Origin of the sequence: Vibrio sp. 10N.222.54.E6 (assembly GCF_041473955.1) — a bacterium.
Taxonomy (GTDB): domain Bacteria; phylum Pseudomonadota; class Gammaproteobacteria; order Enterobacterales; family Vibrionaceae; genus Vibrio; species Vibrio tasmaniensis_A.
The window spans coordinates 40,385-62,782 of sequence record NZ_JBFRTD010000032.1; the positions used below are offsets into that span (position 1 = coordinate 40,385).

At 43.9% G+C, this 22,398-nt stretch carries 21 protein-coding genes; 13 read left to right on the forward strand and 8 right to left on the reverse strand.

The features are described 5' to 3' along the window. Nucleotides 1-20: 20 nt before the first annotated feature. Complete coding sequence (gene norR / locus AB4513_RS18045) at nt 21-1,613, reverse strand: nitric oxide reductase transcriptional regulator NorR (RefSeq protein ID WP_009845485.1); 1,593 nt, start codon at nt 1,611-1,613, stop codon at nt 21-23. A gap of 349 nt (nt 1,614-1,962) precedes the next feature. Between norR and hmpA the strand changes: the two genes are divergently transcribed. Further along, nucleotides 1,963-3,159, forward strand: coding sequence for an NO-inducible flavohemoprotein (gene hmpA / locus AB4513_RS18050; RefSeq protein WP_102258325.1), 1,197 nt, complete (start codon nt 1,963-1,965; stop codon nt 3,157-3,159). Between the two features lie 159 nt (nt 3,160-3,318). On the opposite strand, the gene AB4513_RS18055 is transcribed toward hmpA, so the two are convergent. Continuing rightward, nucleotides 3,319-4,299: a TDT family transporter gene (locus AB4513_RS18055; protein WP_029222915.1), complete on the reverse strand. Its 981-nt coding sequence runs from the start codon at nt 4,297-4,299 to the stop codon at nt 3,319-3,321. A gap of 301 nt (nt 4,300-4,600) precedes the next feature. After that, nucleotides 4,601-6,007 carry a H(+)/Cl(-) exchange transporter ClcA gene (gene clcA / locus AB4513_RS18060; RefSeq protein ID WP_029225590.1) on the reverse strand — a complete coding sequence of 469 codons (1,407 nt, stop codon included), beginning with the start codon at nt 6,005-6,007 and terminating at the stop codon, nt 4,601-4,603. A gap of 540 nt (nt 6,008-6,547) precedes the next feature. On the opposite strand from clcA, the gene AB4513_RS18065 reads away from it, so the two are divergent. The 3 genes from AB4513_RS18065 (at nt 6,548) to AB4513_RS18075 (ending at nt 9,757) form a co-directional block, all read left to right on the forward strand. Further along, nucleotides 6,548-7,531: a GTP-binding protein gene (locus AB4513_RS18065; RefSeq protein ID WP_102258326.1), complete on the forward strand. Its 984-nt coding sequence runs from the start codon at nt 6,548-6,550 to the stop codon at nt 7,529-7,531. Nucleotides 7,532-7,713: 182 nt separating this feature from the next. Further along, nucleotides 7,714-9,000, forward strand: coding sequence for a DEAD/DEAH box helicase (locus tag AB4513_RS18070; protein ID WP_004731392.1), 1,287 nt, complete (start codon nt 7,714-7,716; stop codon nt 8,998-9,000). A 136-nt stretch (nt 9,001-9,136) separates the two neighbouring features. Then, nucleotides 9,137-9,757, forward strand: a complete 621-nt coding sequence (locus tag AB4513_RS18075; RefSeq protein ID WP_004731394.1) for a LysE family translocator — start codon at nt 9,137-9,139, stop codon at nt 9,755-9,757. Between the two features lie 264 nt (nt 9,758-10,021). On the opposite strand, the gene AB4513_RS18080 is transcribed toward AB4513_RS18075, so the two are convergent. Beyond that, a complete protein-coding gene (locus AB4513_RS18080) occupies nt 10,022-12,049 on the reverse strand; it encodes a PhoX family phosphatase (RefSeq protein WP_102258327.1) in 2,028 nt (675 codons plus the stop codon). A gap of 252 nt (nt 12,050-12,301) precedes the next feature. Here AB4513_RS18080 and AB4513_RS18085 point away from each other — a divergent pair, with 252 nt between their 5' ends. The 6 genes from AB4513_RS18085 (at nt 12,302) to AB4513_RS18110 (ending at nt 16,657) form a co-directional block, all read left to right on the forward strand. Further along, nucleotides 12,302-12,643, forward strand: a complete 342-nt coding sequence (locus AB4513_RS18085) for a YggL family protein (RefSeq protein WP_004731398.1) — start codon at nt 12,302-12,304, stop codon at nt 12,641-12,643. Between the two features lie 253 nt (nt 12,644-12,896). Continuing rightward, nucleotides 12,897-13,064, forward strand: coding sequence for a hypothetical protein (locus tag AB4513_RS18090; protein ID WP_012600501.1), 168 nt, complete (start codon nt 12,897-12,899; stop codon nt 13,062-13,064). Beyond that, nucleotides 13,030-13,713, forward strand: a complete 684-nt coding sequence (locus tag AB4513_RS18095) for a spondin domain-containing protein (RefSeq protein ID WP_102258328.1) — start codon at nt 13,030-13,032, stop codon at nt 13,711-13,713. The genes AB4513_RS18090 and AB4513_RS18095 overlap by 35 nt, the downstream gene beginning before the upstream one ends. Nucleotides 13,714-13,722: 9 nt before the next feature. Further along, nucleotides 13,723-14,403, forward strand: a complete 681-nt coding sequence (locus AB4513_RS18100) for a spondin domain-containing protein (protein ID WP_012600503.1) — start codon at nt 13,723-13,725, stop codon at nt 14,401-14,403. 82 nt (nt 14,404-14,485) lie between these two features. Then, nucleotides 14,486-15,217 carry a response regulator transcription factor gene (locus AB4513_RS18105; protein WP_012600504.1) on the forward strand — a complete coding sequence of 244 codons (732 nt, stop codon included), beginning with the start codon at nt 14,486-14,488 and terminating at the stop codon, nt 15,215-15,217. Between the two features lie 66 nt (nt 15,218-15,283). Beyond that, nucleotides 15,284-16,657 (forward strand): HAMP domain-containing sensor histidine kinase, encoded by a 1,374-nt coding sequence (locus tag AB4513_RS18110; protein WP_102258329.1) that lies wholly within the window; start codon nt 15,284-15,286, stop codon nt 16,655-16,657. A 176-nt stretch (nt 16,658-16,833) separates the two neighbouring features. On the opposite strand, the gene AB4513_RS18115 is transcribed toward AB4513_RS18110, so the two are convergent. Next, nucleotides 16,834-17,319, reverse strand: a complete 486-nt coding sequence (locus AB4513_RS18115; protein WP_102258330.1) for an exoribonuclease R — start codon at nt 17,317-17,319, stop codon at nt 16,834-16,836. 137 nt (nt 17,320-17,456) lie between these two features. Beyond that, the gene (locus AB4513_RS18120; RefSeq protein ID WP_009845473.1) at nt 17,457-18,386 is read right to left on the reverse strand and encodes a DMT family transporter; all 930 of its coding nucleotides are present in this window, start codon (nt 18,384-18,386) and stop codon (nt 17,457-17,459) included. A gap of 149 nt (nt 18,387-18,535) precedes the next feature. On the opposite strand from AB4513_RS18120, the gene AB4513_RS18125 reads away from it, so the two are divergent. Continuing rightward, nucleotides 18,536-18,994 (forward strand): Lrp/AsnC family transcriptional regulator, encoded by a 459-nt coding sequence (locus tag AB4513_RS18125; protein ID WP_009845472.1) that lies wholly within the window; start codon nt 18,536-18,538, stop codon nt 18,992-18,994. Nucleotides 18,995-19,213: 219 nt separating this feature from the next. On the opposite strand, the gene AB4513_RS18130 is transcribed toward AB4513_RS18125, so the two are convergent. Next, a complete protein-coding gene (locus tag AB4513_RS18130; RefSeq protein ID WP_009845471.1) occupies nt 19,214-19,456 on the reverse strand; it encodes a hypothetical protein in 243 nt (80 codons plus the stop codon). A 260-nt stretch (nt 19,457-19,716) separates the two neighbouring features. After that, the gene (locus AB4513_RS18135; protein WP_017097491.1) at nt 19,717-20,292 is read right to left on the reverse strand and encodes a hypothetical protein; all 576 of its coding nucleotides are present in this window, start codon (nt 20,290-20,292) and stop codon (nt 19,717-19,719) included. A 96-nt stretch (nt 20,293-20,388) separates the two neighbouring features. Between AB4513_RS18135 and AB4513_RS18140 the strand changes: the two genes are divergently transcribed. Further along, nucleotides 20,389-21,069 (forward strand): SH3 domain-containing protein, encoded by a 681-nt coding sequence (locus tag AB4513_RS18140; protein ID WP_102258331.1) that lies wholly within the window; start codon nt 20,389-20,391, stop codon nt 21,067-21,069. Between the two features lie 568 nt (nt 21,070-21,637). After that, nucleotides 21,638-22,378 carry an SDR family oxidoreductase gene (locus AB4513_RS18145; RefSeq protein ID WP_012600512.1) on the forward strand — a complete coding sequence of 247 codons (741 nt, stop codon included), beginning with the start codon at nt 21,638-21,640 and terminating at the stop codon, nt 22,376-22,378. Nucleotides 22,379-22,398: the final 20 nt, after the last annotated feature.

Genomic DNA, 22,398 nt, shown 5'->3' on the forward strand with positions numbered 1-22,398 from the left:
TCGCAACAAACCGCTAATATCTATTTTGTCCGTTCGATCGTGTGAGACTTCGCCACATTTAGCCCTAAACGTTTGGACAGTCGAGTCAGGTTTGCTCGGTCTGTTTTCAGAACTCGCCCTGCTTGCGCCCAGTTAAAGTTGGCATCTTCCAACACCTCAGTGATGATGCTGCGTTGAAAATCATCGGTAGCGCCACGTAAACCTGCAGATAGGTCGATCGTTGGTGTTGATAAAGGTGTGTTTTTTACCTGTGTCGTCGCTATAGGCTGATCTTGGTCGAGTGGGCCACAATCTTCTTTAGTGATTGTCACGAGGTTTTTGTTGGTGCTACGAGCTAATGCTTTTAGTGCTGAACGGCTAATCACGTGCTCAAGCTCACGTACGTTACCTGGCCAACCGTAACGGTTTAAAAATACCAGTACATCAGAGCGGAATTTAACTTGGTTGATACCAAGTTTACGACGTGCCTGTTCTAGGAAGAAGCCTGCTAGCAAGCTGATGTCGTCACCTCGGTCTTTCAGAGCTGGCACTGCGATAGGGTACACACTCAATCGGTGGTATAAATCGGCTCTGAATCGACCGTCTTCAACTTCTTGCTTTAAGTCTCGGTTGGTTGCAGCTAAAACACGAACATCAATAGTTTGAATGTTGTCTTGGCCTACAGGTTGGATTTCGTTGTTTTGCAGTGCACGCAATAGCTTACTTTGTGCTGCTAAAGGCAATTCACCAATTTCATCTAAGAATAGCGTGCCGCCATCGGCTAGAGCAAACTTACCTAAGCGGTTTTTGTCTGCACCAGTAAACGCGCCACGAACGTGACCAAATAGTTCACTCTCTACCAAGTTCTCAGGAATAGCTGCACAGTTGACATAGACGAGTGGGTTACGTTTACGCTGCGATTGGTGATGCAGGGTTCGAGCAACGAGCTCTTTACCAACACCTGTATCACCATGAATCAGAATATTAAATTCAGAGGGTGCGACAACCGCGATATCGTTTTTAAGCGCGACCATGGTGTCACTATTACCAATCAATTCGCCGCCGTCACGTTCCCACGCTTCAACATTCAGCTCTTCCAGTAATTGCTTTGACTGTTTTGCTTGATGTTCAAGTTGCGAGAAAGTCATCGCCATTTGCATCGTAGAGGCAGCAATAGCAGCGAGAACTTCTAGGTTCCGAGCAGGAATATTCGCGAAGACATCAGGTTTTAGGCTGTCGAGGGTTAGTACCCCTAACAATTTGTCACCAAAAAGAAGAGGCAAACCCATACAGGCATGCATAGGCAAATCGCCGTCGTGGTCGATCAGTAAGCCATCGAAAGGATCAGGCAATGAGCTATCCGCATCAAAACGAACTGGAGAACGCGATGCACAAATCGCATCAAAACGTGGATGTTCTGAAATAATAAAGCGGCGACCGAATGTATCTCGACTGAGCCCTTGCATTGCGATGGGTACTAGCGTGTCGCCTTGAAGGCTTAAAAGTGCGACACAATCACACGTTATGGTTTTACGAATGGCATCGATTAAGCGATTGAAACGGTCTTGATCGTTCACACCGCTGGCTAAACCAATGGTCATTTCCATGAGAGTGGATGCTGAGATATCTTGCATAAAGGGCTCATACTGTTTGTATTTTTATACATGGTAGAGTCTTTATGACATAAAAAAAAGGTCTTTTTGACTAAAGTTTGAAGAGGGTTTTTGAAGGAATGCTAGGCACAACAAGCTTTCGCATGTTGGCACCGTTTGTGCAGTGTGTCCATTGCGTGTTGTCTATATGACTGAATAACTGACCTATCATTGATTTGAATCAATTAATGCGAATTTATCAGTCCACGTAATTCTCATAAAAATAGTAGCCAAAGAGCTCATTGAGAAAGAATTAATATAAAGTCATCTTTAAATAAAATTAGTCAATTTGACATGAAAGGTCAAAAGACTAAGTGTTCGGAGTAAATCAATGCTAAACAATCTACATATCAACATCATCAAATCGACGATTCCTCTTTTAGAAAGCGCAGGCCCTGCTTTAACTCAACACTTCTATCAACGCATGTTCACGCATAACCCTGAATTGAAAGATATCTTCAATATGACTCATCAAAGAACAGGTCGCCAAGGTGTTGCACTGTTTGAAGCTATCGCAGCTTATGCAAAGAACATCGAAAATCTAGCAGCGTTAACCTCAGCGGTTGAGCGTATTGCACAGAAACACACAAGCTTTAATATTCAACCAGACCATTACCAAATCGTTGGTCTTCACCTAATTGAAACACTGCGTGAATTAGCTGCTGATGCATTCACCCCAGAAGTAGAAGAAGCGTGGACTGCGGCTTACCTATTCTTAGCGCAAGTATTCATCGACCGTGAAGCTGAACTTTACCTACAGCGCAAGCAAGCTGTTGGTGGTTGGGAAGCTGCACGTGCATTCGTAATTGCAGATAAAATTGAAGAATCAGCATTAGTAACAAGCTTCATCCTACAACCAAAAGATGGCGGTGACGTTCTGGATTATACGCCAGGACAATATATTGGTATCGAAGTGAAACCTGAAGGTGCTCAGTACAGCGAGATCCGTCAATACTCACTATCAGACAAGCCAAACGGCAAGCAGTACCGAATTTCTGTGAAACGTGAAGCCCAAGGTCAAGAAACTCAAGGCGTAGTATCTAATCACATGCACGATACTGTTGCTGTCGGTGATGAAGTTAGCCTATATGCCCCAGCGGGTGACTTCATGTATCAAGAGCGTAGCAAGCCAGTAACGCTTATCTCTGCTGGCGTGGGTGTAACACCAATGCAATCAATGCTTGAGTTCTTAAACAACCAGCAGAAAAACGAACCTGTACTGTACCTTCACGCTTGTGAAAACGTAGGTCAACACTCTTTCACGACTCGCGTTAAAGATATTGTTGCCGATAAAGGTTGGGAAGCGAAAACGTGGTACATGAACAAAGGAGAGTCTGCGTGTGAGAACACACATGAAGGTCAAATGGATCTAGCGTCTATCTCCGATACTAAAGGCTTTGAAGAGAGTGATTTCTATATCTGTGGCCCTGTTGGTTTCATGAAAAACATCGTAGAGCAGTTAGACGCACTTAAAGTAGATCGCTCACGCGTACACTACGAAGTCTTTGGCCCTCACGCTAATTTCTAATAGCTCTCGACAGTTCTATTAACACTCGCCTGAACTATTGACACCTTGCCTATTCAAAGGCCTCACATTGTGAGGCCTTTTTTCGTTTGGTTTGTCCAGCGAGAGACAATTGGATATTGGAGTAGGGGGTGATCAAGGTAAGATCTTCTGGCGTTCGTTTTAAGAACGCTTAACCTTTTTGGACATGTAATCAGAATCAAAAAACTCAGGCCAGTACATTTTCACATAACCGCCTGCCACCCAAATCACTAGGATGGTCGCGATGGTTAATTCAAAGAAGCCGAATTTATGCAGCCAATACCATTGTGGGTATTCAGCACCGAAAAATGTGGTTAAGCGGTGCATAGCAATGGCGCTGATCACGGACGGGAAGGTGACGGCTGCAATCGAAGGTTGGAACTTAAGACGCATTAGACGGATGTAACATAAGTAAATCAATAGAGTCATGGTGATAGCAATGCCAGCCAATGCTCCTGTCAGAATCGGATCTGGGTTGTCGAAGTTCACCAAGTAAGCGGCTAAAGATAAGTTAACCGGAGCCGCCATGATTGCGAGTGTTGGTCTTGCTCGACGTGGCAGGTTTCCTTCGAATACCAAGCGGTACAACACCACTGGCAGCATTAGGAAATAGATACCGATACAAGTGGCCGCCAGTGTCTCTGAAAAAACGGTGTGTCCAAACTGTGTACCTGCTAAGGAACTGCTGATTAACCCCACGGGATACAGGAACCAACTCGGCACAATGTTCGACATTTTGAAATTGAGGATCTGGAAACTAAAGAACAACACCATCATGGTAAAATGCAACAACAACGCGCAGAACCAGACTGGATAGGCGATTATTGGAGATATCTCGGCGAGATAGTCACATAGAATCAATAACGCCATGCTCATCGGCGCCATTAAGCTTCCGCTAAGTGGATGGCGAATGTCATTGATAAAAGTATCAAAACTTGTGAGATAACGAAGTAAAACGGGCAGCAATAACAGTGCGCCAAACGCAGCAAGGTAAGGACGAATGAGCTCACCAACCCCTGGAAGATATAATGCCCAAGCTTGCCCCAGCCCTATAACGCCAAGTGCTAAAGACGCCTGAGATGGTGGAACATTCTTTACTTGGGTTAATCTTCTCCAGTTCAACGACTTGCTCCACTCAGTTAAATGTAGAACGTATACTCTAATCAAAACGTTCAGTCATGCTCACAATCGGTGTTGTTAGGCATGTAAATAATTTCGTGGATAATAGCAAGTTTAACGTTTGCTTTTAAGGTTTTGATTCGAAATTGATATATAAAGCGCGATGAAAGTGTTTTTGATTTTCTTGAGTGTTCTATAAATATTGAGCTTGGTTTGCTTATTGTATTAGTGGAATTTGATTGTATTAGTGGAACTTAACGAGTTACGTTTAAGTCCCACATTTGAACTGACGTTTTCAATGCAATTAACGAACTTCCTCTTGCTGAGGGAGATCTTGCTGTCTTAGTTTCTCGTTTTTCAGCGTGCGGTTAAGTAGTTGGCTGTAAATTGGCTGACCACCTAACATCTGAGCAATGATTACCGCGCCTAAGCAGGTGATGATCAACGGTAAGATGAGGTAGTAGTTATTGGTCATTTCAATAACCAACAGTATGCCAGTGATAGGCGCTCGCACAGTGGCGGCAAATAAGGCGCCCATGCCGGCAATCGCAAACATACCCGGCTCTATGTTCAGTTCAGGGAAGAATGCCGCCGCGATAAGCCCAAATGCGTATCCAAAGAGTGTTCCTAGAGCAAGCATTGGTGCAAAGATACCACCCGGTGCACCAGAGCCGAAACAAAGTAGCGTGGTGAGCACGCGCCCTAAGAAGATTAACAGCAGCACGTTTGCGCTGTAGTTGCCATTAGTGATATTCGGGATGATACCAATACCACCGCCAGTCAACTCCGGTATATAGAGCAGCAATAAGCCAAAGCAACCGCCCAATAGGGAACCTGTCATTAAGTAGCGTTTACGGTCATTCTTGTGTATTGCCACAAACAGGTCTTGCGAAAGTGTAATTAGCTTATTGAAAATCACACCAAACAGGCCGAACAATACACCTAACAACAAGAATAGCCACAGAGCATCCAGTTCAGGCGGTTGGTATTGAGGCATTGTGATAACGGCAGATTGGCCATTGATCGAACGAAATACAATATTGGCTGAAACCGCCGAGATGATGACGGCTTTGATTGAAATGAGTGAGTAGCGAAACTGCGGTCTCATCTCCTCGACTACAAACATGATTCCGGCGAGTGGTGCATTGAATGCCGCGGCCAAACCACCTGCGGCACCCGAAGCCAATAGTGAATGTCGGGCGTCGTCATCTTTGACTCGAAAGATATCGGTGACCATGCGACCAATACTGCCGCCCATTTGAACGGTTGGTCCTTCTCGACCTAAAACCATACCAGAGCCTAATGCGCCCATACCGCCAAAGAATTTTACTGGCAATACTCTCCACCATCGAACAGGGCGCATACCGTCCATCGCCCCTTCAATTTCAGGGATGCCTGAGCCTGCAGCCTCTGGAGCGAAACGGTGAACAAGGAAGTAACCAATAAAGGCAAATGCAGCACTAATAAGGAAAGCGGCGAGCCAAAGAGGTAAATAGCTACCAATCTCATCTTTAAGCCAATCGGTACGAGTTTCGGTGATGAAATGAACCGCGACTTCGAAATAGGTACCCACCACGCCAGCAAGTACACCTACAATACAAGAAAGAAAGAGAACGGAAGCGGGTGTCTTATCTCTTGAGAGAAATTGATTAATAGCATCCCTTGGCATTTTGGCTAATAAGGATTGCTTAATTTTCTCTCTTCTGGTCATTGAGATAAGGCTCCTGAATGGGTTAAGGCGGGACTGCAATAAATTATACGCGTCCTCTTCATATCCTATAGCAGCAAAGATGAAAAGTTGAATTTCATTTATGGAATGTACGTGTTACATAAATGGAATATATGGGCAATAGTGGAATCCTCGTCACAATTTTGATCGATTCTCAGATGGCACCTTGAATATCCCTAAAAATGAACCATAGTTAAATCGTAAAGCAACATAACAAACCGCAAGGAGACGTGAGGTTTTACACACAATTTGGATGGATTCAGATACAAAGTTTTAGTTTCTCGTTAATTGTTCAGGTCGATATTTAAGGCTTCCTGATTCGCGAACTCACGATTGAGTAACGAGAGTGAGGCGTACTGATAAGTACGCCTTTAGTTCGTCTGGAGCATTTATTTTTCTTCGTTCCCCCCTTTCTAGTGACACTCATACAACTTCTGGCTTAAATCATTCTCCGTACATACAAGCGATTGGGGTCAATTTCTCCGTGATTGTGTATATACTCCTTAAAAAAGGAGAACTGATATGATCAAAAAAGTTCCTACAAACATAATTACGGGTTTTCTAGGTGTCGGTAAGACGACCGCTATTTTGAACCTTCTAAAAAATAAACCTGAGAATGAAAACTGGGCTGTCCTAGTTAATGAGTTCGGCGAAATCGGCATTGATGGCGCATTGATGACGGATCAAGGTGCTTTGATTAAAGAAGTACCGGGTGGCTGCATGTGCTGTACTGCTGGTGTGCCTATGTCGGTAGGTATTAATGCCTTACTGCGCCAAAAACCGGACCGTTTATTGATTGAGCCGACAGGGCTTGGTCACCCTAAACAAGTGATTGCGACACTGACTTCCGATCAGTACACGCCTTATGTTGATTTAAAAGCGACGCTTGGTTTGGTTGACCCTCGAAATCTTTCTAATGAAAAGTACACCTTGAATCAGAATTTTAATGATCAACTGGACAGTGCTGATGTGATTCTTGGTACTAAGGTTGACCTTGTTCATTCTGAAGACATCGATGTGTTCAATGATTGGGTGACGGATCAAACGCCAGCAAAAGTCTTCCATAAGCTAATTCACGATGGTGAAGTGCCATTGGAAGTGTTGGACATTGAAAGAGTATACGGTAGTGCTTCCTCTCATATTGAAGCGCATCATCACGATCACGCTGAGCAAGAGCCTCAATTCCAACTTCCTCCCGGTGAAGCTTTCATCCGTAAAGAGAATAAAGGGCAGGGCTACTTTAGTTGTGGCTGGTTGTTTGGCGCAGAGCATAAGTTTGATTTTGATGCGCTGTTTTCAATGCTGTCGGATCTAACGGCTGAGCGTGTAAAAGCCGTAGTGAACACCGACCAAGGTTGCTACGCATTCAATGTGGCGAATCAAGTGGTGTCAGTGAATGAAATTTCCCTTGATGGCTTTGAGTCTCGTCTTGAAGTGATCGACTCGCAGTTAATGCCGTGGAGCGATCTCGAGCAGATTCTACTCAAGCTGTGTGGCATCAAATAGCCCTGTTTTTGCTGTTTGAACCAAGGATCTTGGTGTTTACCTCGTTGAAGGCGGGATAAACACCAGATTAAATGAGAAAGTTTGCGTTATATCACGATAAATGTGAGATAAATCACTCTAATTACTTTATAGTGCTCGGCTGAAATAAGAATGTAGGCTGTCTGCTTAAGGAACCCGTAACAATGTCATTTTCCTCTCAAGGTTTTGCTCCTGAATTAGTCAAAGCGTTGACTGAGTGTGGTTATGAAAAACTCACTCCAATTCAACAAAAAGCGATTCCAATGGCTCGTAAAGGCCATGATATTTTTGCTACTGCTCAAACCGGTACGGGTAAAACAGCGGCATTTTCATTGCCTGTTATCCAACACCTTTTGAACAGCGGCAAAAAGGCTTCTAGAGGAACGGCTCGCGGCCTTATTCTTGCTCCAACTCGTGAGCTTGCTGCGCAGATCGCTCAAAACATTAAAGACTACGTTAAATACACTGAACTAAGCGTTTCAGCGGTTTACGGTGGTAACAAAATGTCTTCACAAGTTCGTCAATTAGAGCTGGGTGTGGATATTTTGGTTGCAACACCTGGACGTTTAGAAGAGCACTTAGAAGCGGGTAACGTGTCTATCGCAAACCTAGAATTTCTAGTATTTGATGAAGCTGACCGTATCCTTGATATGGGCTTCATTAATGCCGTTCGTAAGATCATGCTAGATGTAGAAACATCACCGCAAATCATGATGTTCTCTGCAACGACTTCTACTCAGTTAAACCAACTGTCTGTTGATATTCTACGTAAACCAAAACGTATCAGTGTTGAGCGCGAAAACTCAACGGCTTCTACTGTTGGTCACGTGGTTTACCCTGTGGATCAAGAGCGTAAAACAGAACTGCTTTCTGAGCTGATTGGCCGTAAAAACTGGCGCCAAGTGCTTGTGTTCGTGAACTACAAAGAAACAGCGAATGACGTTGTTAAAGAGCTTAAATTAGACGGCATTAAAGCGGTACTTTGTCACGGTGATAAAGCACAAAGCGCTCGTCGTCGTGCTTTGGATGACTTCAAAGAAGGCAGAGCACGTGTGATGGTAGCAACCGACGTTGCAGCTCGTGGTCTTGATATCGAAGACTTACCACATGTAATTAACTACGACATGCCTTTCCTAGCGGAAGATTACGTTCACCGTATTGGCCGTACAGGTCGCGCTGGTAAACAAGGTCATGCGATTTCTTTCGTTAACCGCGAAGAAGAGTTGACTGTTGTTCAAGTTGAAACACTGATTCAACAACGTATTCGCCGTGTTGAACAACCGGGTTATGAACCGAAGAAACGTGATGCTTACATCGAGAAGCTGAACACTAAATCGGCGTACAAAAACCGCCAAGGTCGTAAGAACAACGCGAACGAAGAGCCTCAAGATCAAGCAAGCGCAGAACGTCGTTTGACTATGATGAAGCGAATTAAAAACCGTCGTAAGTAAAATTACGGTTGGTAATGGAAAAGAGCCACTGTATTGTGGCTCTTTTTCGTTGTGTCGCTAAATATAAGGTAGCTCCTTAGAAAGACAGCTCAACAAGCTAAACACTTAAATAAAAATAAGTCGATAAGGTAATAATATGGATAGCGCACTACTTTGGGCTTTTATTCCCACATTTTTCTTTGTGTCAATTACGCCCGGTATGTGTATGACCTTGGCGTTGACACTTGGAATGAGTGTTGGATACAAGCGTACATTATGGATGATGATCGGTGAATTGGCTGGTGTTGCGGTGGTTTCTATTGCTGCGGTATTGGGTATTGCATCTATTATGTTGAACTACCCGTGGCTTTTTACAGGCTTTAAATTTGTTGGTGCAGCTTACTTGTTCTATTTAGGCGTTCAGATGTGGCGTTCGAGAGGCAAACTGGCGATCAGCACTGACAACCAAACAACAAAAGTCAGCAATGATTGGGACTTGGTGGTTCAAGGTTTTGTCACTGCAATTGCGAACCCAAAAGGCTGGGCGTTTATGATTTCTCTGCTGCCTCCCTTTATTAACAGCAATAAAGACTTAGCGCCGCAGTTGTTGATTTTGGTGTCGATTATTCTGGTTTCTGAGTTTGTTTGCATGACCTTATACGCGACAGGCGGAAAGAGCTTAAAGCATATGCTGGGCAAAGCCGATAACGTTAAGTTAATGAACCGTATTGCAGGTACGTTGATGATGGGCGTTGGCGTGTGGTTGTTCGTGAGTTAATTGTGATTAACGGTATTGCGATCAACGATAACGATTAGAGATCCCCGACTCAGTCGTTCCTCCTTCTCGAGGATGACGGTGCGTGATTTGGTTTGGGGTGAAGAGCAGTTTGCAAAGTCGCAGATCATTAGTTGAATCAAAGAGCTTATAGAATTTAAAAAAGAGCGATAGGGCATTTGGCCTTATCGCTCTTTTTTGATTTAACTAGCTAGCGAACAGAAACTAGATAACAGTAAGGTTGCTGATCTTAGCTAGATTTGCTTATTAAACCGCGATTTCACCGCCGTCTTCACGACGAATCACAACGGTAGATGCTCTTGGGCGAACATTGCCTTGAGTCTGTGCGGTCGCATCTTCTGACGATGGCCAGTTTGCAGGGTGTTGAATGTTTACAAATAGCGATTTGAAATCAGGGCTGATGGTAAAGCCTGTTACTTCACAACCGTTTGGACCAACAAAGAAGCGTTTAAGTTGTGCTTGGTTGTTTGCATCAATTACCGCGCTGTTGCCGTTGTCACCCGTTAGCTGAGATGGAACAACTGCCAGCATTTGGTCATTGGTGTAGCCAGTGACTTCGTCTGCGCCGTTATCTGTCTGAATCCACAAGATGCCACGAGCATCGAACGCTAAGCCGTCAGGGCTGGCGAACTGGTTCATGTCTGTTAGACCTGAGCGGTTAATAGACTTGTCTTCCACTGCTGGAGAACCGAATACAAAGATATCCCAATCGAATTCGCTCGCAGTTTTGCCTTCATCCCAGCGGATAACATGGCCAAACTTGTTGTTTACGCGAGGGTTCGCTGAGTTCGCTTCTTTGCGCTTGTTGTTATTTGTTAGCGTTAGGTAAACGGTACCTGTCATTGGGTCAACAGAGCACCATTCAGGGCGATCCATTGGCGTTGCACCAACAAGGTCGGCAGCGCCTGCTGTATTGATGATAAGCGCTGCTTGAGAGTCAAATGAATCACCTAGCTTACCGCCGTTTTTAGTCTTGCTGCTCAGAGTCAGTGGTAGCCAAGTACCTGAACCATCATCATTGAACTTAGCCACATACAGTGTGCCTTTGTCCATATACTTGTCACCCGCACTTAGGCGATTGCTCGGCTCTGCATCACGTGGGTCCCATTTCGCTTCAGAAACGAATTTGTACAGGTATTCAAAACGAGAGTCGTGGCCAGAATAGAACACGATAGGCTCACCTTCAGTAAGTTTGCCAAACGTACAACCTTCATGACGGAAACAACCCAATGCTGAACGTTTCTTAGCGCGAGAGTTCGCTGTATATGGGTCGATTTCGACAATGTAGCCGTGACCATGTGCTTCGTTACGGTAGTCATCAATCGGCGAATCAGCGCTTGGTGTTACGTCAAAGCGTGCAAACTCGTCTAAGCGTTGTTGTTTATTGCCTGAAAGCGTGTCCCAACCGTAACGTGTTTTGTCGGTTGCGATACCAATACGTTCTTGTGCTGGCGTTGTCTCGCCTTTGTTAACAAAATAACCCGGCCAGTTTTCTTCACACGTTAGGTAAGTGCCCCATGGCGTGTAGCCATTACCACAGTTGTTCAACGTGCCACGAGCTTGGCTGCCGTCTTGTGAGAATTTGGTTTTGGTAAATTCACTATGAGCAACAGGACCAGATAGATCCATTACGGTCGCGCCCGTGTAGCGGCGGTTAAGTGGATCGTTATCCACCATCACCCACTGGTTGCCATCCAGTTTTACACGAACCACACTCACGCCGTGCGCGTTGATCTCTTTGCGTACTTCATCAAGGCTAGGGCGAGCGCCTTCGTTGTATGTTGGGCCATTAGTGTGCAGTGCTTTTTGGTCGATGTATTCGTGGTTGATCACCAACAAGCCGTCGTTACTGTTGCCATCAAGCGGGAAGAAGTGCATGCCGTCGTGGTGCATGCCCAGTGAGTTCGCTTGATCTTGTGCGTTGTTGGTTCCATCTTTTAACCAAGCCTTGCCTTGCTTGTTCAGTGGGGTACCCCAAGGAACCAATACTTGTGCTGTATAGCCTTTTGGTACAACGACACTGTCTGTTAAAGAGCCTTTAACCGATTCGAAGGCAAGTGTTGCGGTGCTTTTGTGCGCGCCCGTTGCTTGCATTGTCGTAGCGTTAGCCGTGCTGTGACCCGCTAAACCAAATGCGCCAAAGGCGGTCATTGCACTGATGCCAAGACCGCCTTTCAGAACGTTTCTTCTTGAAAGGTTCGCATCTAGAACTTCTTCGAAGGGCTTGTTGTTACTCTTGTTAAAACGAGTGCTATCAAATGTTTCCTTGCTCATCGGGACTGCTTCCTGTTGGCTGACTTTATTATTTGTTATTCACGTGTAACCAAGCTATTTCTAATGAGTTAATAGCTGGTTCAATGTGTGACCAATCGTGAAGCAGTTAAGTGACAGATTTTTATAGTTTTGATTAAGGTTTTGTTTCTGCAGCACGATTTTTCCCGTTAAGCCTCTCGTGCAATACAAAACTCTTGGGAATTAACGAAGAACTGTGTATAAATGCTTTATCAAACGAAAAGAGAGACAGTTATGAAATTAGATAAAATCGAAAACAAAAATCGCCGCCTACGCAAGAAGTTATACCTAGGTGAATTCGCTATTCTAGGTTTTGAAGTAAGCTGCACGACTTCGATTGCTGATTTTGACCAATACGATGTGTTCATCGATGAATTTATCGATTTTATCGACAGCATCGGCCTGTGCTTTGGTGGCGGTGGTTTAGAGCTGTTCGAAGGTTTCTTATGTTCTATTGAGCGCTACCGTTCAGTGACAGAAGCAGAGCAACTGCAAGTAGCGCAGTGGCTTGAAGCTCGCGCAGAAGTAAGCAAAGTTGAAGTAAGCGAACTTGTTGACGCAAACTACGCATTCTAATTTGGTGGTGTATGGTTCGCTCAGCTGAAATCGATTGAGCTTTCGTGAGAGAACTTTGACACATCAGATAAAAGGCCCAGTCGGTATGTCGATTGGGCCTTTTGCGTTTGGTCTGCACTATTCTTGAACCATGATTCCTTGTCTAACTCTCATTTCTAGAACGAGAGTTTCTAACTATATATCAGTCTCTTAGAACTATATTTCTGGATAGTAATAAGTTTGAATAAACTTGTGAGAGTTTTATGAGAATTCAATGAAGTTGCTGATAGATTTGATCGCCATTCTTAGAGTCAACAACACCACAGTTCGTTCTGGCAAAGGTAACGGTATATCGCTGTTATTCGTTTTGTTGGCAACGATAGGACTCGATAAAGGATGGAATCAAAATGAACAAACGTACTCAAATCAGCTTAGTGATTAGCTCGGCTATGTTGGCCTTCGGAGCGGCTCAGGTTCAGGCTGCAGAGCTTGAGGTGACCGTTACCAACGCAACGAAAGGGATCTACTTTACGCCTATCTTGGCAGCCGCTCATGACTCCAGCTTGTTCATGTTTAGAACGGGTGAGAGTGCTTCTGCGGAATTGGAATCGATGGCCGAAGGTGGCGATATTTCAGGTCTATCGAGTTTGATTGCAAACGCGGGTGGTGTGGTGGTTGAAAACCCAGCCACCGGTATTCTTAATCCGGGCGTCGCAACTACGTTTGATATCGACACCGGTGATTTAGCTTACTTGTCATTGGGTGCCATGCTGCTGCCAACCAACGACGGCTTTGTTGGCTTAGACAGTTGGAAAATCCCAACTCAAGCGGGCACCTATAAAGCGACCCTCAATGGCTATGACGCAGGCACAGAAGCCAATGATGAGCTAGCGGGCAGCATGCCAACCCCGCCATTTATTACCTTTGGTGCTGGTGGTACTGGAGTTGAAACTGCAGTCTCAAACGCTAAGGTTCATATTCATCCGGGCAACATTGGTGATAGTGACGCGGCTGGCGGAATCAGCGACCTCGATAGTAGCAGTCATCGTTGGTTAAACCCTGTTGCTACTATCACCATTGTTGTGAAGTAAGGGGGATGTATGAAAGCTAGAATTCTATTTATCGCTGCATCAGTAGCTGTGTTAGCAGGTTGTCCGGACGATGACGACGATTACTATCGCTATGATGTGAGTGTGACTAACCTCACCCCCAATCAACCTATGTCGCCCCTCGCGGTATTGACTCACAATACGAATTTTGACCTGTTTGAAGTTGGGCAAAGTGCCTCTGTCGATCTGGAATACTTAGCGGAAGGAGGCAGTAATGCACAATTGCTTGCGCTCAGTGACAGTGACGCCAATGTTTATCAAGGCATCTCAGGCAATGGGCTGATTCTTTCAGGTGAGCAAGACACGGTGTCTATTCGTGTTGACCCAAATCAAGAAGGGTATATCTCAGTTGCTTCCATGTTGGTGAACACCAATGATGCGTTTGTTGGTGAATCCGGTTTGTCGCTTAAGTCATTAGCCGTGGGTGATACCTTTGTGATGAACATGAATGTGTGGGACTCAGGAACGGAATTGAACGACGAGCTTGCTGCAACCATTCCAGGGCCTGCAGGCGGTGGTGAGGGTTTTAATACCACACGAGACGACACCGATGTAGTGAGTTTCCACTCTGGCGTAATCAGCCAAGATGACGGCCTTACGACGTCTGCTTTAAGTGCTAACCATCGTTTCCTCAACCCAGGAGCAAGAATCACCATTACTCGAACTGAATAATAGGGTTGAAAGCACGATGAAAGAATTCCTGCTCTGTTCCGGTCAATTGAAAGGTAGGCAGACTCCGAATAGAGCAGGGATCATGAATAGTGCTGCGGTAAATTTGATGGCAAACATGTTGTTGGTTGAAGACGATGATGACCTAGCTGAACTGGTGCAGATGCATCTTAAGTTCCAAGGCCATAATGTCGAAAGAGCCAATACGATTGAAAAAGCACAGGATCTATACCTGGATGGTCAGTTTGATCTAGTCGTGCTCGATCGAGGTTTACCTGATGGTGATGGACTCGATTTTTGTCGGATGATCCGTCAGAAAGAAGATTGGACACCGGTACTCATGCTAACAGCAAGGGATGCTGAGCTAGATAAGGTGTCAGGTTTAGAAGCCGGTGTTGATGACTACATAACGAAACCCTTCAGTGTTCTTGAATTTCAAGCAAGAGTGAGGAACGTACTACGCCGTTTAAGCCATGTTGAATCAGTCACTCAAGAGGCTATGACAACAGAATCAATTATGAATTTTGGCGGGCTCATTATTCAACCTGAACGCCATCAGGTGTCACTCAATAATCAAGACGTACCGCTGACTGCTACCGAGTTTACCTTACTTCACTTCTTAGCAACCCGCCCGGGGCGTGTGTATAGCAAAGACGAGCTGCTCGATCACGTTTGGAATACTCATCACTCTGGCTACCACCATACTGTGTGCAGCACGGTCAACCGTCTAAGAACCAAGCTTGCGATGCCGAATAGTGATGATGATTTCATTAAAACCGTTTGGGGGGTTGGCTATAAGTTTGAGTCAAAAGCTTAGGTCTATGTGTCGCGCCCTAAGTTTACTAAAAAGCCAGTAAGACCTACGAGCCATCGAGGAGAGAACATGAGTTTCAAATCGCGTTTAGTGCTGTTCACAAGTTTGTGGTTTTTGGTGGTAAGTGTGGTGATTGCTTACACTTATCATTGGCAAAAAGAGACCATAGAACAAAGAACGAAGCAGAGCTTACATAAAGAGCTCGCGGTTCATATGCGCGATGATAATCCTCTCATGATTGGTACCGACTACAACCCCAAAGCACTCAAATCTATATTCCATACCTTGATGTTGATAGGGCCTGATTTCGATATCTATTTTCTCGATAGTCAGGGCAATATCACCACCAATGCGGCGCCGGAAGGTACTGTGTTAGCCAATCAGATAGATCTAGCGCCCATTCAACAGTTCTTAAATGACGAGCCTTATCCTATTTTGGGCGAAGACCCGATCAACCCAGGCTCTCCTAAAGTATTTTCTGTGGCGGCGATTGAAGAGCTAGGGTCGACGGTGGGTTATTTGTATGTGGTGATAGGAAGTAATCGCCATACTGTGATCACCAACTCTCAGGTTGATACACCATACATCGCACTTGCAGGGCTTGTGCTGGTTTCTATTTTTGGCTTTGCGGTTGGGGCCTATCTGCTAGTGAAACGCAGTCTGTTGAACCCAATAGAGGCGGTAACCAATAAATTGCAGCAACAAGCTGAGCAAGATTTTAGATTGGAACCTAACTTTGTCCATCAAGTGCCAGAATTGGTGCCCATTGCACGTTCTTATCAATTGATGGCGAAACACATCCAACAACAGTTTTTGCAGCTTGAGTATCAGTCATCACACCGAAGACAAAGCTTATTACAGCTCAGTCATGATTTGAAAACGCCATTATCGAGTGTTCTTGGCTACCTAGAAACGTGGAAGATTCAAAATCCGAAGTCAGACCCGTTGATTGACGTCGCTTACCGCAATGGCAACAAGTTGTCTGAACAGCTCCATTCATTACTCGATAGCGCCAAGAATGATAATCCTGTGCCTACGTATCAATACGCTTCAATCGATTTTAATGTGCTGATGAACGAATGCTTAGAAACGATACAAAGCCAGTATCGCCACAAGAATGTTGAGTTGAACGTCAATATACCTATTGGAATCAAGGCTGTGGGTGACAGTGATTTACTTGAGAGGCTGATCTTGAATCTGCTAGATAATGCGTTGAGGCATAGCCCGAGTGGAACAATGGTGTCGTTAGATGTAGGTTTAGAATCGGATTCAAAACGGGTGAAGGTCATTATCCATAATGAAGTTGAACGAGAGGCCCCTAATGGTTCGTTAGGTATTGGCACCAAAATCGCTCAGTCGATACTGATGTTGCATCATAGTGTTTTAGAAACAACAAAAGCAGAAAACTCATTTCAACAAAGTTTCTATTTGCCTTCGGTTTAGCCCTGTCTGTCTTCGATTTAGTTCTAATTTCTTTCGATATCGTTCTACTTGCCGCCGTTCTAGGGGATAGGCGAGTTGTTCTTTGAGTAACGAACAACTCGTTGAGCAGCTTTTAAGTTGAGAAGTTGAGAAGTTGAGAAGTTGAGAAGTTGAGAAGTTTTTAAGTTGAAGGGACTTTATGCGTCTTTTTTGTCTTCATTGCCTTCATTTAGTTCAGCATAGAAGTGCAGCAACTCTGTGAGCTCTTTTACCCAACCAAATGCTTCTGTCGGTGCTTTCAACAAAATCTTCTCGACTTTGTCACAGTGAGTTTCAAGGCTGATCGCTTGTTCAAGGTTGAACGACATTGCATAGAAGTGCCAAAGCAACAGTCGAGTCATGCGCTCGATGTTTTGCTGTGAGTTATCCGACTCACTAAACGCAAGATTCACTTCACTCAGCGCGATTGCTGTCATTCGCAGCATCGCATCAAACTTCGCTGATTGCATACGCTCTTCATTGGTCACTTCTTCCTGTTCGAACGTAAACAGTTCCGTCATTGCATCTTCAGGGACAAGGCGATGAATCATTCTTAAACTAAATTCTTCTAGTTCTTCACGAGGCATGTTGTTTAAGCAAGTTAAAGTGTAATCGCGTTGCATGGTGTTCTCTTGGATCTGCAAAAAGGTCAGACAGTTTAATGGAGAAGCGAGTTCAGAAAAAGCAGATTTTAGATAAGCCTACGTTTGTAGGCTTATCTATGTACTACAAGCCCTAAAATTGATGTTTAGGGAAACTGTATTTAGGTTTGAACGCAGTATCAGGCTTTGCTATGGCTTGGCGGTTGATATTGCATAGACTGGTCGTTTCTCATGAAAATGTTGCTCGCGACCAAGCTGCCGATACAAATTGAACCAAGCGCTAACCAAGTCATCGTATCCGGAATTTCGTTGAACAGTGGGATCGCCAACAAGGTTGCAACAGCAGGTGTTGCACTACCAAAAGCGGCTGAGCGTTCTGCTCCTAGTGTATTAACAGCATATAGATAAGTGAATGCCGCTATTAAGCCTGCACCGACGCCTTGCACCGCTGAATGTACGGCAAGCTCTGTGACTGGCCATTGAGCAATTGGTGTGCTCATTAAATGGCTAGGGAGGGTTCCTGTAAGGATAAGGACCAGCAACAGCAAGGTGGAACAGAATGAGATAAAACCTGCACTCACGAGCGCATTAAGGTTGGCAACACGTGCTGAGATGGTAAAAGTCGCCCACATCAAACTGCCAAACAAAAACAACACGTGACCTTTGGTATATTCAAAGTTGAAGCTGCTTAAGCTACTTCCCAGAAACAACAATATCCCAAGCGAAACCAGACCTAAACCAACGACACGGTGTCGGCTAAGCGGCTGCTTAAAAAAGAGTACCGCGATCCCTGTTACGAATAGAGGAAGCGTTCCCGGAACTAAAGCACTCCCGTGTGATACCGGAACGAACTGCATGGCTGTTCCTGCAACGAGTAAATAAGGTAACCCGCACCCCACAAACATACCGGCCAAGTATCGATTCGGGACAGCAGCGATCGTGCTACGTGCTTTCCACACCAAAGGTAATAACGCCAATGCTGGCATGAGGAATCGAGTCAGTGCGATGTCTGCAGGTGTTAAATCTGAATTTGCGCCGCCTTTAAGAGAAAGGAAAAAGCTCGCCCAGATGAGCAGAGTGACAGTAATTGATAAATAGCCAAGCTTCATAATAAACAAGGAAAGTGAATGATGATTAATTATGGGGTACTTGGTGTGCCATAGGTTGGCAAGTTTTGTTCTAACTTGAGTTGTAGTTGATGATTTCTGCTAATATCTTGCCAATTGTTAACGAATTTAACCAATAATTGGTATTTGCTATGGATAGGATTGATAGACATCTTCTTGAGTTGCTTCAGAAAGACGGCAGGCTAACCACCGCTGAGTTAGCTGATGAAGTTGGCTTATCGGCTTCACCGTGCGCGAGGCGCATCAAAAGACTGGAAGAAAAAGGGATTATTGATGGTTACCGTGTGAGCCTGTCACGGGAACAGGTCGGCATCGCAATGAGCGTGTTTGTTGAGGTGAGCTTGAACAACCACCAAGAAGTGTCGATTGATAAATTTGAAAGTGCTGTTGTCGAGATGGAAGAGGTCATCAGCTGCCACGTTGTATCTGGGGCTTATGATTACTTGTTAGAAGTTGTCAGCCCTAACTTGATGGCTTACGAAGCATTTACCAGAAAGCTACAGCGACTCTCCAACGTAAAAGACATACATACCCATCTTGCGATTAGGCAAGTGAAAGGCAATGCGCCACTTCCGGTTTATACGGACTGACTGTTTATACGAACAAACGGGCTATACGAACTAACAGTTTATACCGACTAAGCCGTAGGTAGGTGACACGCTGCCCGATGACATGAGCTGAAAACGAAATGATTTTATGACTAATAGGAAGTACGGTCGCTATTAACGGCTATCTGACGAATGCGGATACGCAACAATAAAAAACGGAGCACCTCGTGAAAGGTACTCCGTATATGATAGGTGCAAAACTTAGTGATACTTAAAGTTAGAGATTGAACAATCCCCGGTTTGAGCGTTGATTCTGAATGAAAAAGCATGTGAATGATAATCCACACCGTCATTCCAAATCGTCTCTCCAAATATCTTACATAGCTCTAGCTCACTTACTGAACCGAACTCTTCCATGTGTTTAGCGACAGATAAAAGTTTACCTCTTATCTCTGCAGTCCCTTCCGTGTTACTCAAGCAGTTGAAAGCCATAGTTTTTTGCATATTACCTAGCCAAAATATTTCTTGTTATTAAGTTATATGAATAATCATGATAACAATTTTCTGGCGTTTGTAAATCTATTTTGTGATGAATATCTCACATAGTCGCTTGCATTGGTCGGAAATTGAACGTCATTGTTGATAGTTACCACATTAGTTTTACAACTTATTGATAAAGCTTTGATTGATTGTATTTCTGAATGTGTTGGTTTGTTCGAACTATGATTATTGGGATAATCAAGTTAAGCAAGTGAGTAATCATTTTAGTTTTGTACATCGTTTATCGGTTGGTTTGTGTGGCGAGCTTCGTCAATCATCGTCGCTTCTTTACGGTATTTTGAAGAGAGCTGACGAAATTTTTTACTGAGTGTATGAAGATCTTGCGAGAGTGATTGTGAGCTTTGTACATGTACCTGTGCACTTTCTGTTTGACGCGGTAGTCTTGCTTTAGCGCAGTGTTTAGCTATGGTTTGCCACGAATGCGTTAGAGACTCCGCTCCATCTAGTTCTGTAGACACAATATACGCTTGTTTTAATAGAACCTCAGAGACATCATAAGCGGTATGCATATGACTATTGAGCTGCACATTAAATCTTTGTTCGTACTTTGCCCAAAGCCCAATGATCTGCTTTTCGTTGAAATGTTTAGATAGCAACGTTTGTGATTCATAGGTCGAGAGAACTTGGTTAAATTCTTTGGTGTATTGATTATAGCGTTCTTCAAATGATAACTGGCGATCTAACAGTGTTTGCCAGTTTTCACGGTCACAATGGTCTGCTAACGCGATATCGGCACTCAGAGGTACACTTATAATGACAACCTTCACCAAAAAATTCATGATTTACCTCTACTTAACTCGCTCTCTATTAAGAGTATAGATGAGCAGCAACATGAGTTGATGTACACTTGAAACATACCTAAAACGGAAGAGCTGGTGGATTTGATGAAAAAAGCGCTGATCGCTTTACTTGTGTTATTAATATTGGGCGGAGGAGGGGCTGCATACTATTTCTTCGTCATGAAAAAAGACCCCACTCCGCCAGAGAAAGAGGAAGCGCCGGCTGTTGAAGTCGCGGCGCAATCTGAATCTGACCTTGCATCCCTCACTACTACTCAGCCTGAGCCAGAACAGACTGAGTTCTACGTTTTAGATAGAAAACTAAAAGTAGTCGAGCAGCCCGAAATTGATGGTTTGATAACCGACTATCTTTATAAGGGTGAAAAGGTCGAACTACTAGAGAAGCAAGGCGAATGGGCTCGTATCTCTGACTATATTGTTTTAAAGGAAGGCGGACCACAGACGGCGGAATGGATTTCAATGTCTGGGCTATCTAGTGATGAAGTGATTATCTCTGAGCAAGAAAACAGAGAGATACTAGATTCATACTTATCTAAATCCGATGATCTGAAGCTCCATCAAGAGAAGTTCCGCAACACGGTAGCTAAACTTATCTCTGAAGGGGAGTGCGACCCAAGTGATTTTGAAGAGTTAGGCGGTTGGGTTAAATCAGTTAAATACAGCAACCGAGACGTTTATTTTATTTATTGTGGTGGGTTGTCTCTTGAAAACAAAATTTATCTAGATGTAAATACTAATGAAACATTCACGAAGTAGGAGCCGATTCCTATTTAATATGGCTATTCGTCACTGAATTTTAATTACTCTATTTTTCCAAGAGAATAACTAAAGCCTACTCATAGATTGAGTAGGCTTTTTTATGCTACCTATAATGCTGGCTTTTTCTATTTACCCTATAATTCATATTGAATCTTATATATAACCATCATTAAATATTTATTAATGAGTAATAAGGTCTTTCCTATTATTCTCATGATCAATCATTTCAAATTCCCACATTGCATTCTTCTTGAAACAAGCTAGGAAGTGTTGGTTTATCTCTAATTAACAAAGGCTTACCTGCTTGTTGATAAAGTTGAAATTAAGTAAAGCTTATTTATTTCAGCGCCTTACGATAATTTACATGCGTGTAACATTTCACTGGAACTGTAAGGCAAGTCACGTTTTTAATCATACTCCCAAATTATTTTCGATTTGTAATAATACTTTTTGATTTTGAGTTGTAGGGTTTAATTAAAGCAAAACGTAAAGTTTAATTATCAACTAAGACATTATCTTATTAACATCATTGTTATTTAATTTCTTGTAAGGGATGGAATCATTAATGAAAAAGCTTGCTTTAATTACAGGGTCAAAAGGCGGTATCGGCTCAGCAATTTCCTCTAAGTTAGTTGCAGACGGCTATCGTGTTATCGCGACTTATTTTACTGGGAATTACCAATGTGCCTTGGATTGGTTTAACGAAAAACAATTCACCGAAGATCAAGTGAGATTGTTTGAATTAGATGTTACCAATACTGCGGAATGTGCGCTGAGCTTAAGCAAGTTGTTAGAAGAAGAAGGCACGGTGGATGTGTTGGTCAACAATGCGGGTATAACGCGTGACAGTGTTTTTAAGAAGATGGATGCCGAAGCATGGAAAGACGTGATTGAAACGAACTTAAACAGCCTTTTCAATGTTACTCAACCACTGTTTGCGCCTATGTGTGAAAAGGGCAATTGCCGCGTCATTAATATCTCTTCAGTGAATGGTCTTAAAGGTCAATTCGGACAAACTAACTACTCAGCAGCGAAAGCCGGGATGATTGGTTTTTCAAAAGCGCTTGCCGCTGAAGGTGCTAGGAGTGGTGTGACGGTAAATGTTGTTGCCCCTGGCTACACAGGCACGCCTATGGTTGAACAAATGAAACCTGAAGTCCTTGATTCTATAAAGAATCAAATCCCAATGAAACGGTTAGCGACGCCTGTTGAAATTGCCGATGCAGTGGGCTTTTTAGCGAGTGAGTCTGGGGCGTACATTACAGGCGAAACATTGTCAGTGAATGGCGGCTTGTACATGCACTAATTGGCGAAACTGAAGGGATT

What these genes read in the sequence shown, in the direction of transcription:
- norR (WP_009845485.1), bottom strand. Translation starts at nt 1,613, where the DNA reads ATGCAAGATATCTCAGCATCCACTCTCATGGAAATGACCATTGGTTTA.
- hmpA (WP_102258325.1), top strand. Translation starts at nt 1,963, where the DNA reads ATGCTAAACAATCTACATATCAACATCATCAAATCGACGATTCCTCTT.
- clcA (WP_029225590.1), bottom strand. Translation starts at nt 6,007, where the DNA reads ATGACCAGAAGAGAGAAAATTAAGCAATCCTTATTAGCCAAAATGCCA.
- AB4513_RS18065 (WP_102258326.1), top strand. Translation starts at nt 6,548, where the DNA reads ATGATCAAAAAAGTTCCTACAAACATAATTACGGGTTTTCTAGGTGTC.
- AB4513_RS18070 (WP_004731392.1), top strand. Translation starts at nt 7,714, where the DNA reads ATGTCATTTTCCTCTCAAGGTTTTGCTCCTGAATTAGTCAAAGCGTTG.
- AB4513_RS18075 (WP_004731394.1), top strand. Translation starts at nt 9,137, where the DNA reads ATGGATAGCGCACTACTTTGGGCTTTTATTCCCACATTTTTCTTTGTG.
- AB4513_RS18080 (WP_102258327.1), bottom strand. Translation starts at nt 12,049, where the DNA reads ATGAGCAAGGAAACATTTGATAGCACTCGTTTTAACAAGAGTAACAAC.
- AB4513_RS18085 (WP_004731398.1), top strand. Translation starts at nt 12,302, where the DNA reads ATGAAATTAGATAAAATCGAAAACAAAAATCGCCGCCTACGCAAGAAG.
- AB4513_RS18090 (WP_012600501.1), top strand. Translation starts at nt 12,897, where the DNA reads ATGAAGTTGCTGATAGATTTGATCGCCATTCTTAGAGTCAACAACACC.
- AB4513_RS18095 (WP_102258328.1), top strand. Translation starts at nt 13,030, where the DNA reads ATGAACAAACGTACTCAAATCAGCTTAGTGATTAGCTCGGCTATGTTG.
- AB4513_RS18100 (WP_012600503.1), top strand. Translation starts at nt 13,723, where the DNA reads ATGAAAGCTAGAATTCTATTTATCGCTGCATCAGTAGCTGTGTTAGCA.
- AB4513_RS18105 (WP_012600504.1), top strand. Translation starts at nt 14,486, where the DNA reads ATGAATAGTGCTGCGGTAAATTTGATGGCAAACATGTTGTTGGTTGAA.
- AB4513_RS18110 (WP_102258329.1), top strand. Translation starts at nt 15,284, where the DNA reads ATGAGTTTCAAATCGCGTTTAGTGCTGTTCACAAGTTTGTGGTTTTTG.
- AB4513_RS18120 (WP_009845473.1), bottom strand. Translation starts at nt 18,386, where the DNA reads ATGAAGCTTGGCTATTTATCAATTACTGTCACTCTGCTCATCTGGGCG.
- AB4513_RS18125 (WP_009845472.1), top strand. Translation starts at nt 18,536, where the DNA reads ATGGATAGGATTGATAGACATCTTCTTGAGTTGCTTCAGAAAGACGGC.
- AB4513_RS18130 (WP_009845471.1), bottom strand. Translation starts at nt 19,456, where the DNA reads ATGCAAAAAACTATGGCTTTCAACTGCTTGAGTAACACGGAAGGGACT.
- AB4513_RS18135 (WP_017097491.1), bottom strand. Translation starts at nt 20,292, where the DNA reads ATGAATTTTTTGGTGAAGGTTGTCATTATAAGTGTACCTCTGAGTGCC.
- AB4513_RS18145 (WP_012600512.1), top strand. Translation starts at nt 21,638, where the DNA reads ATGAAAAAGCTTGCTTTAATTACAGGGTCAAAAGGCGGTATCGGCTCA.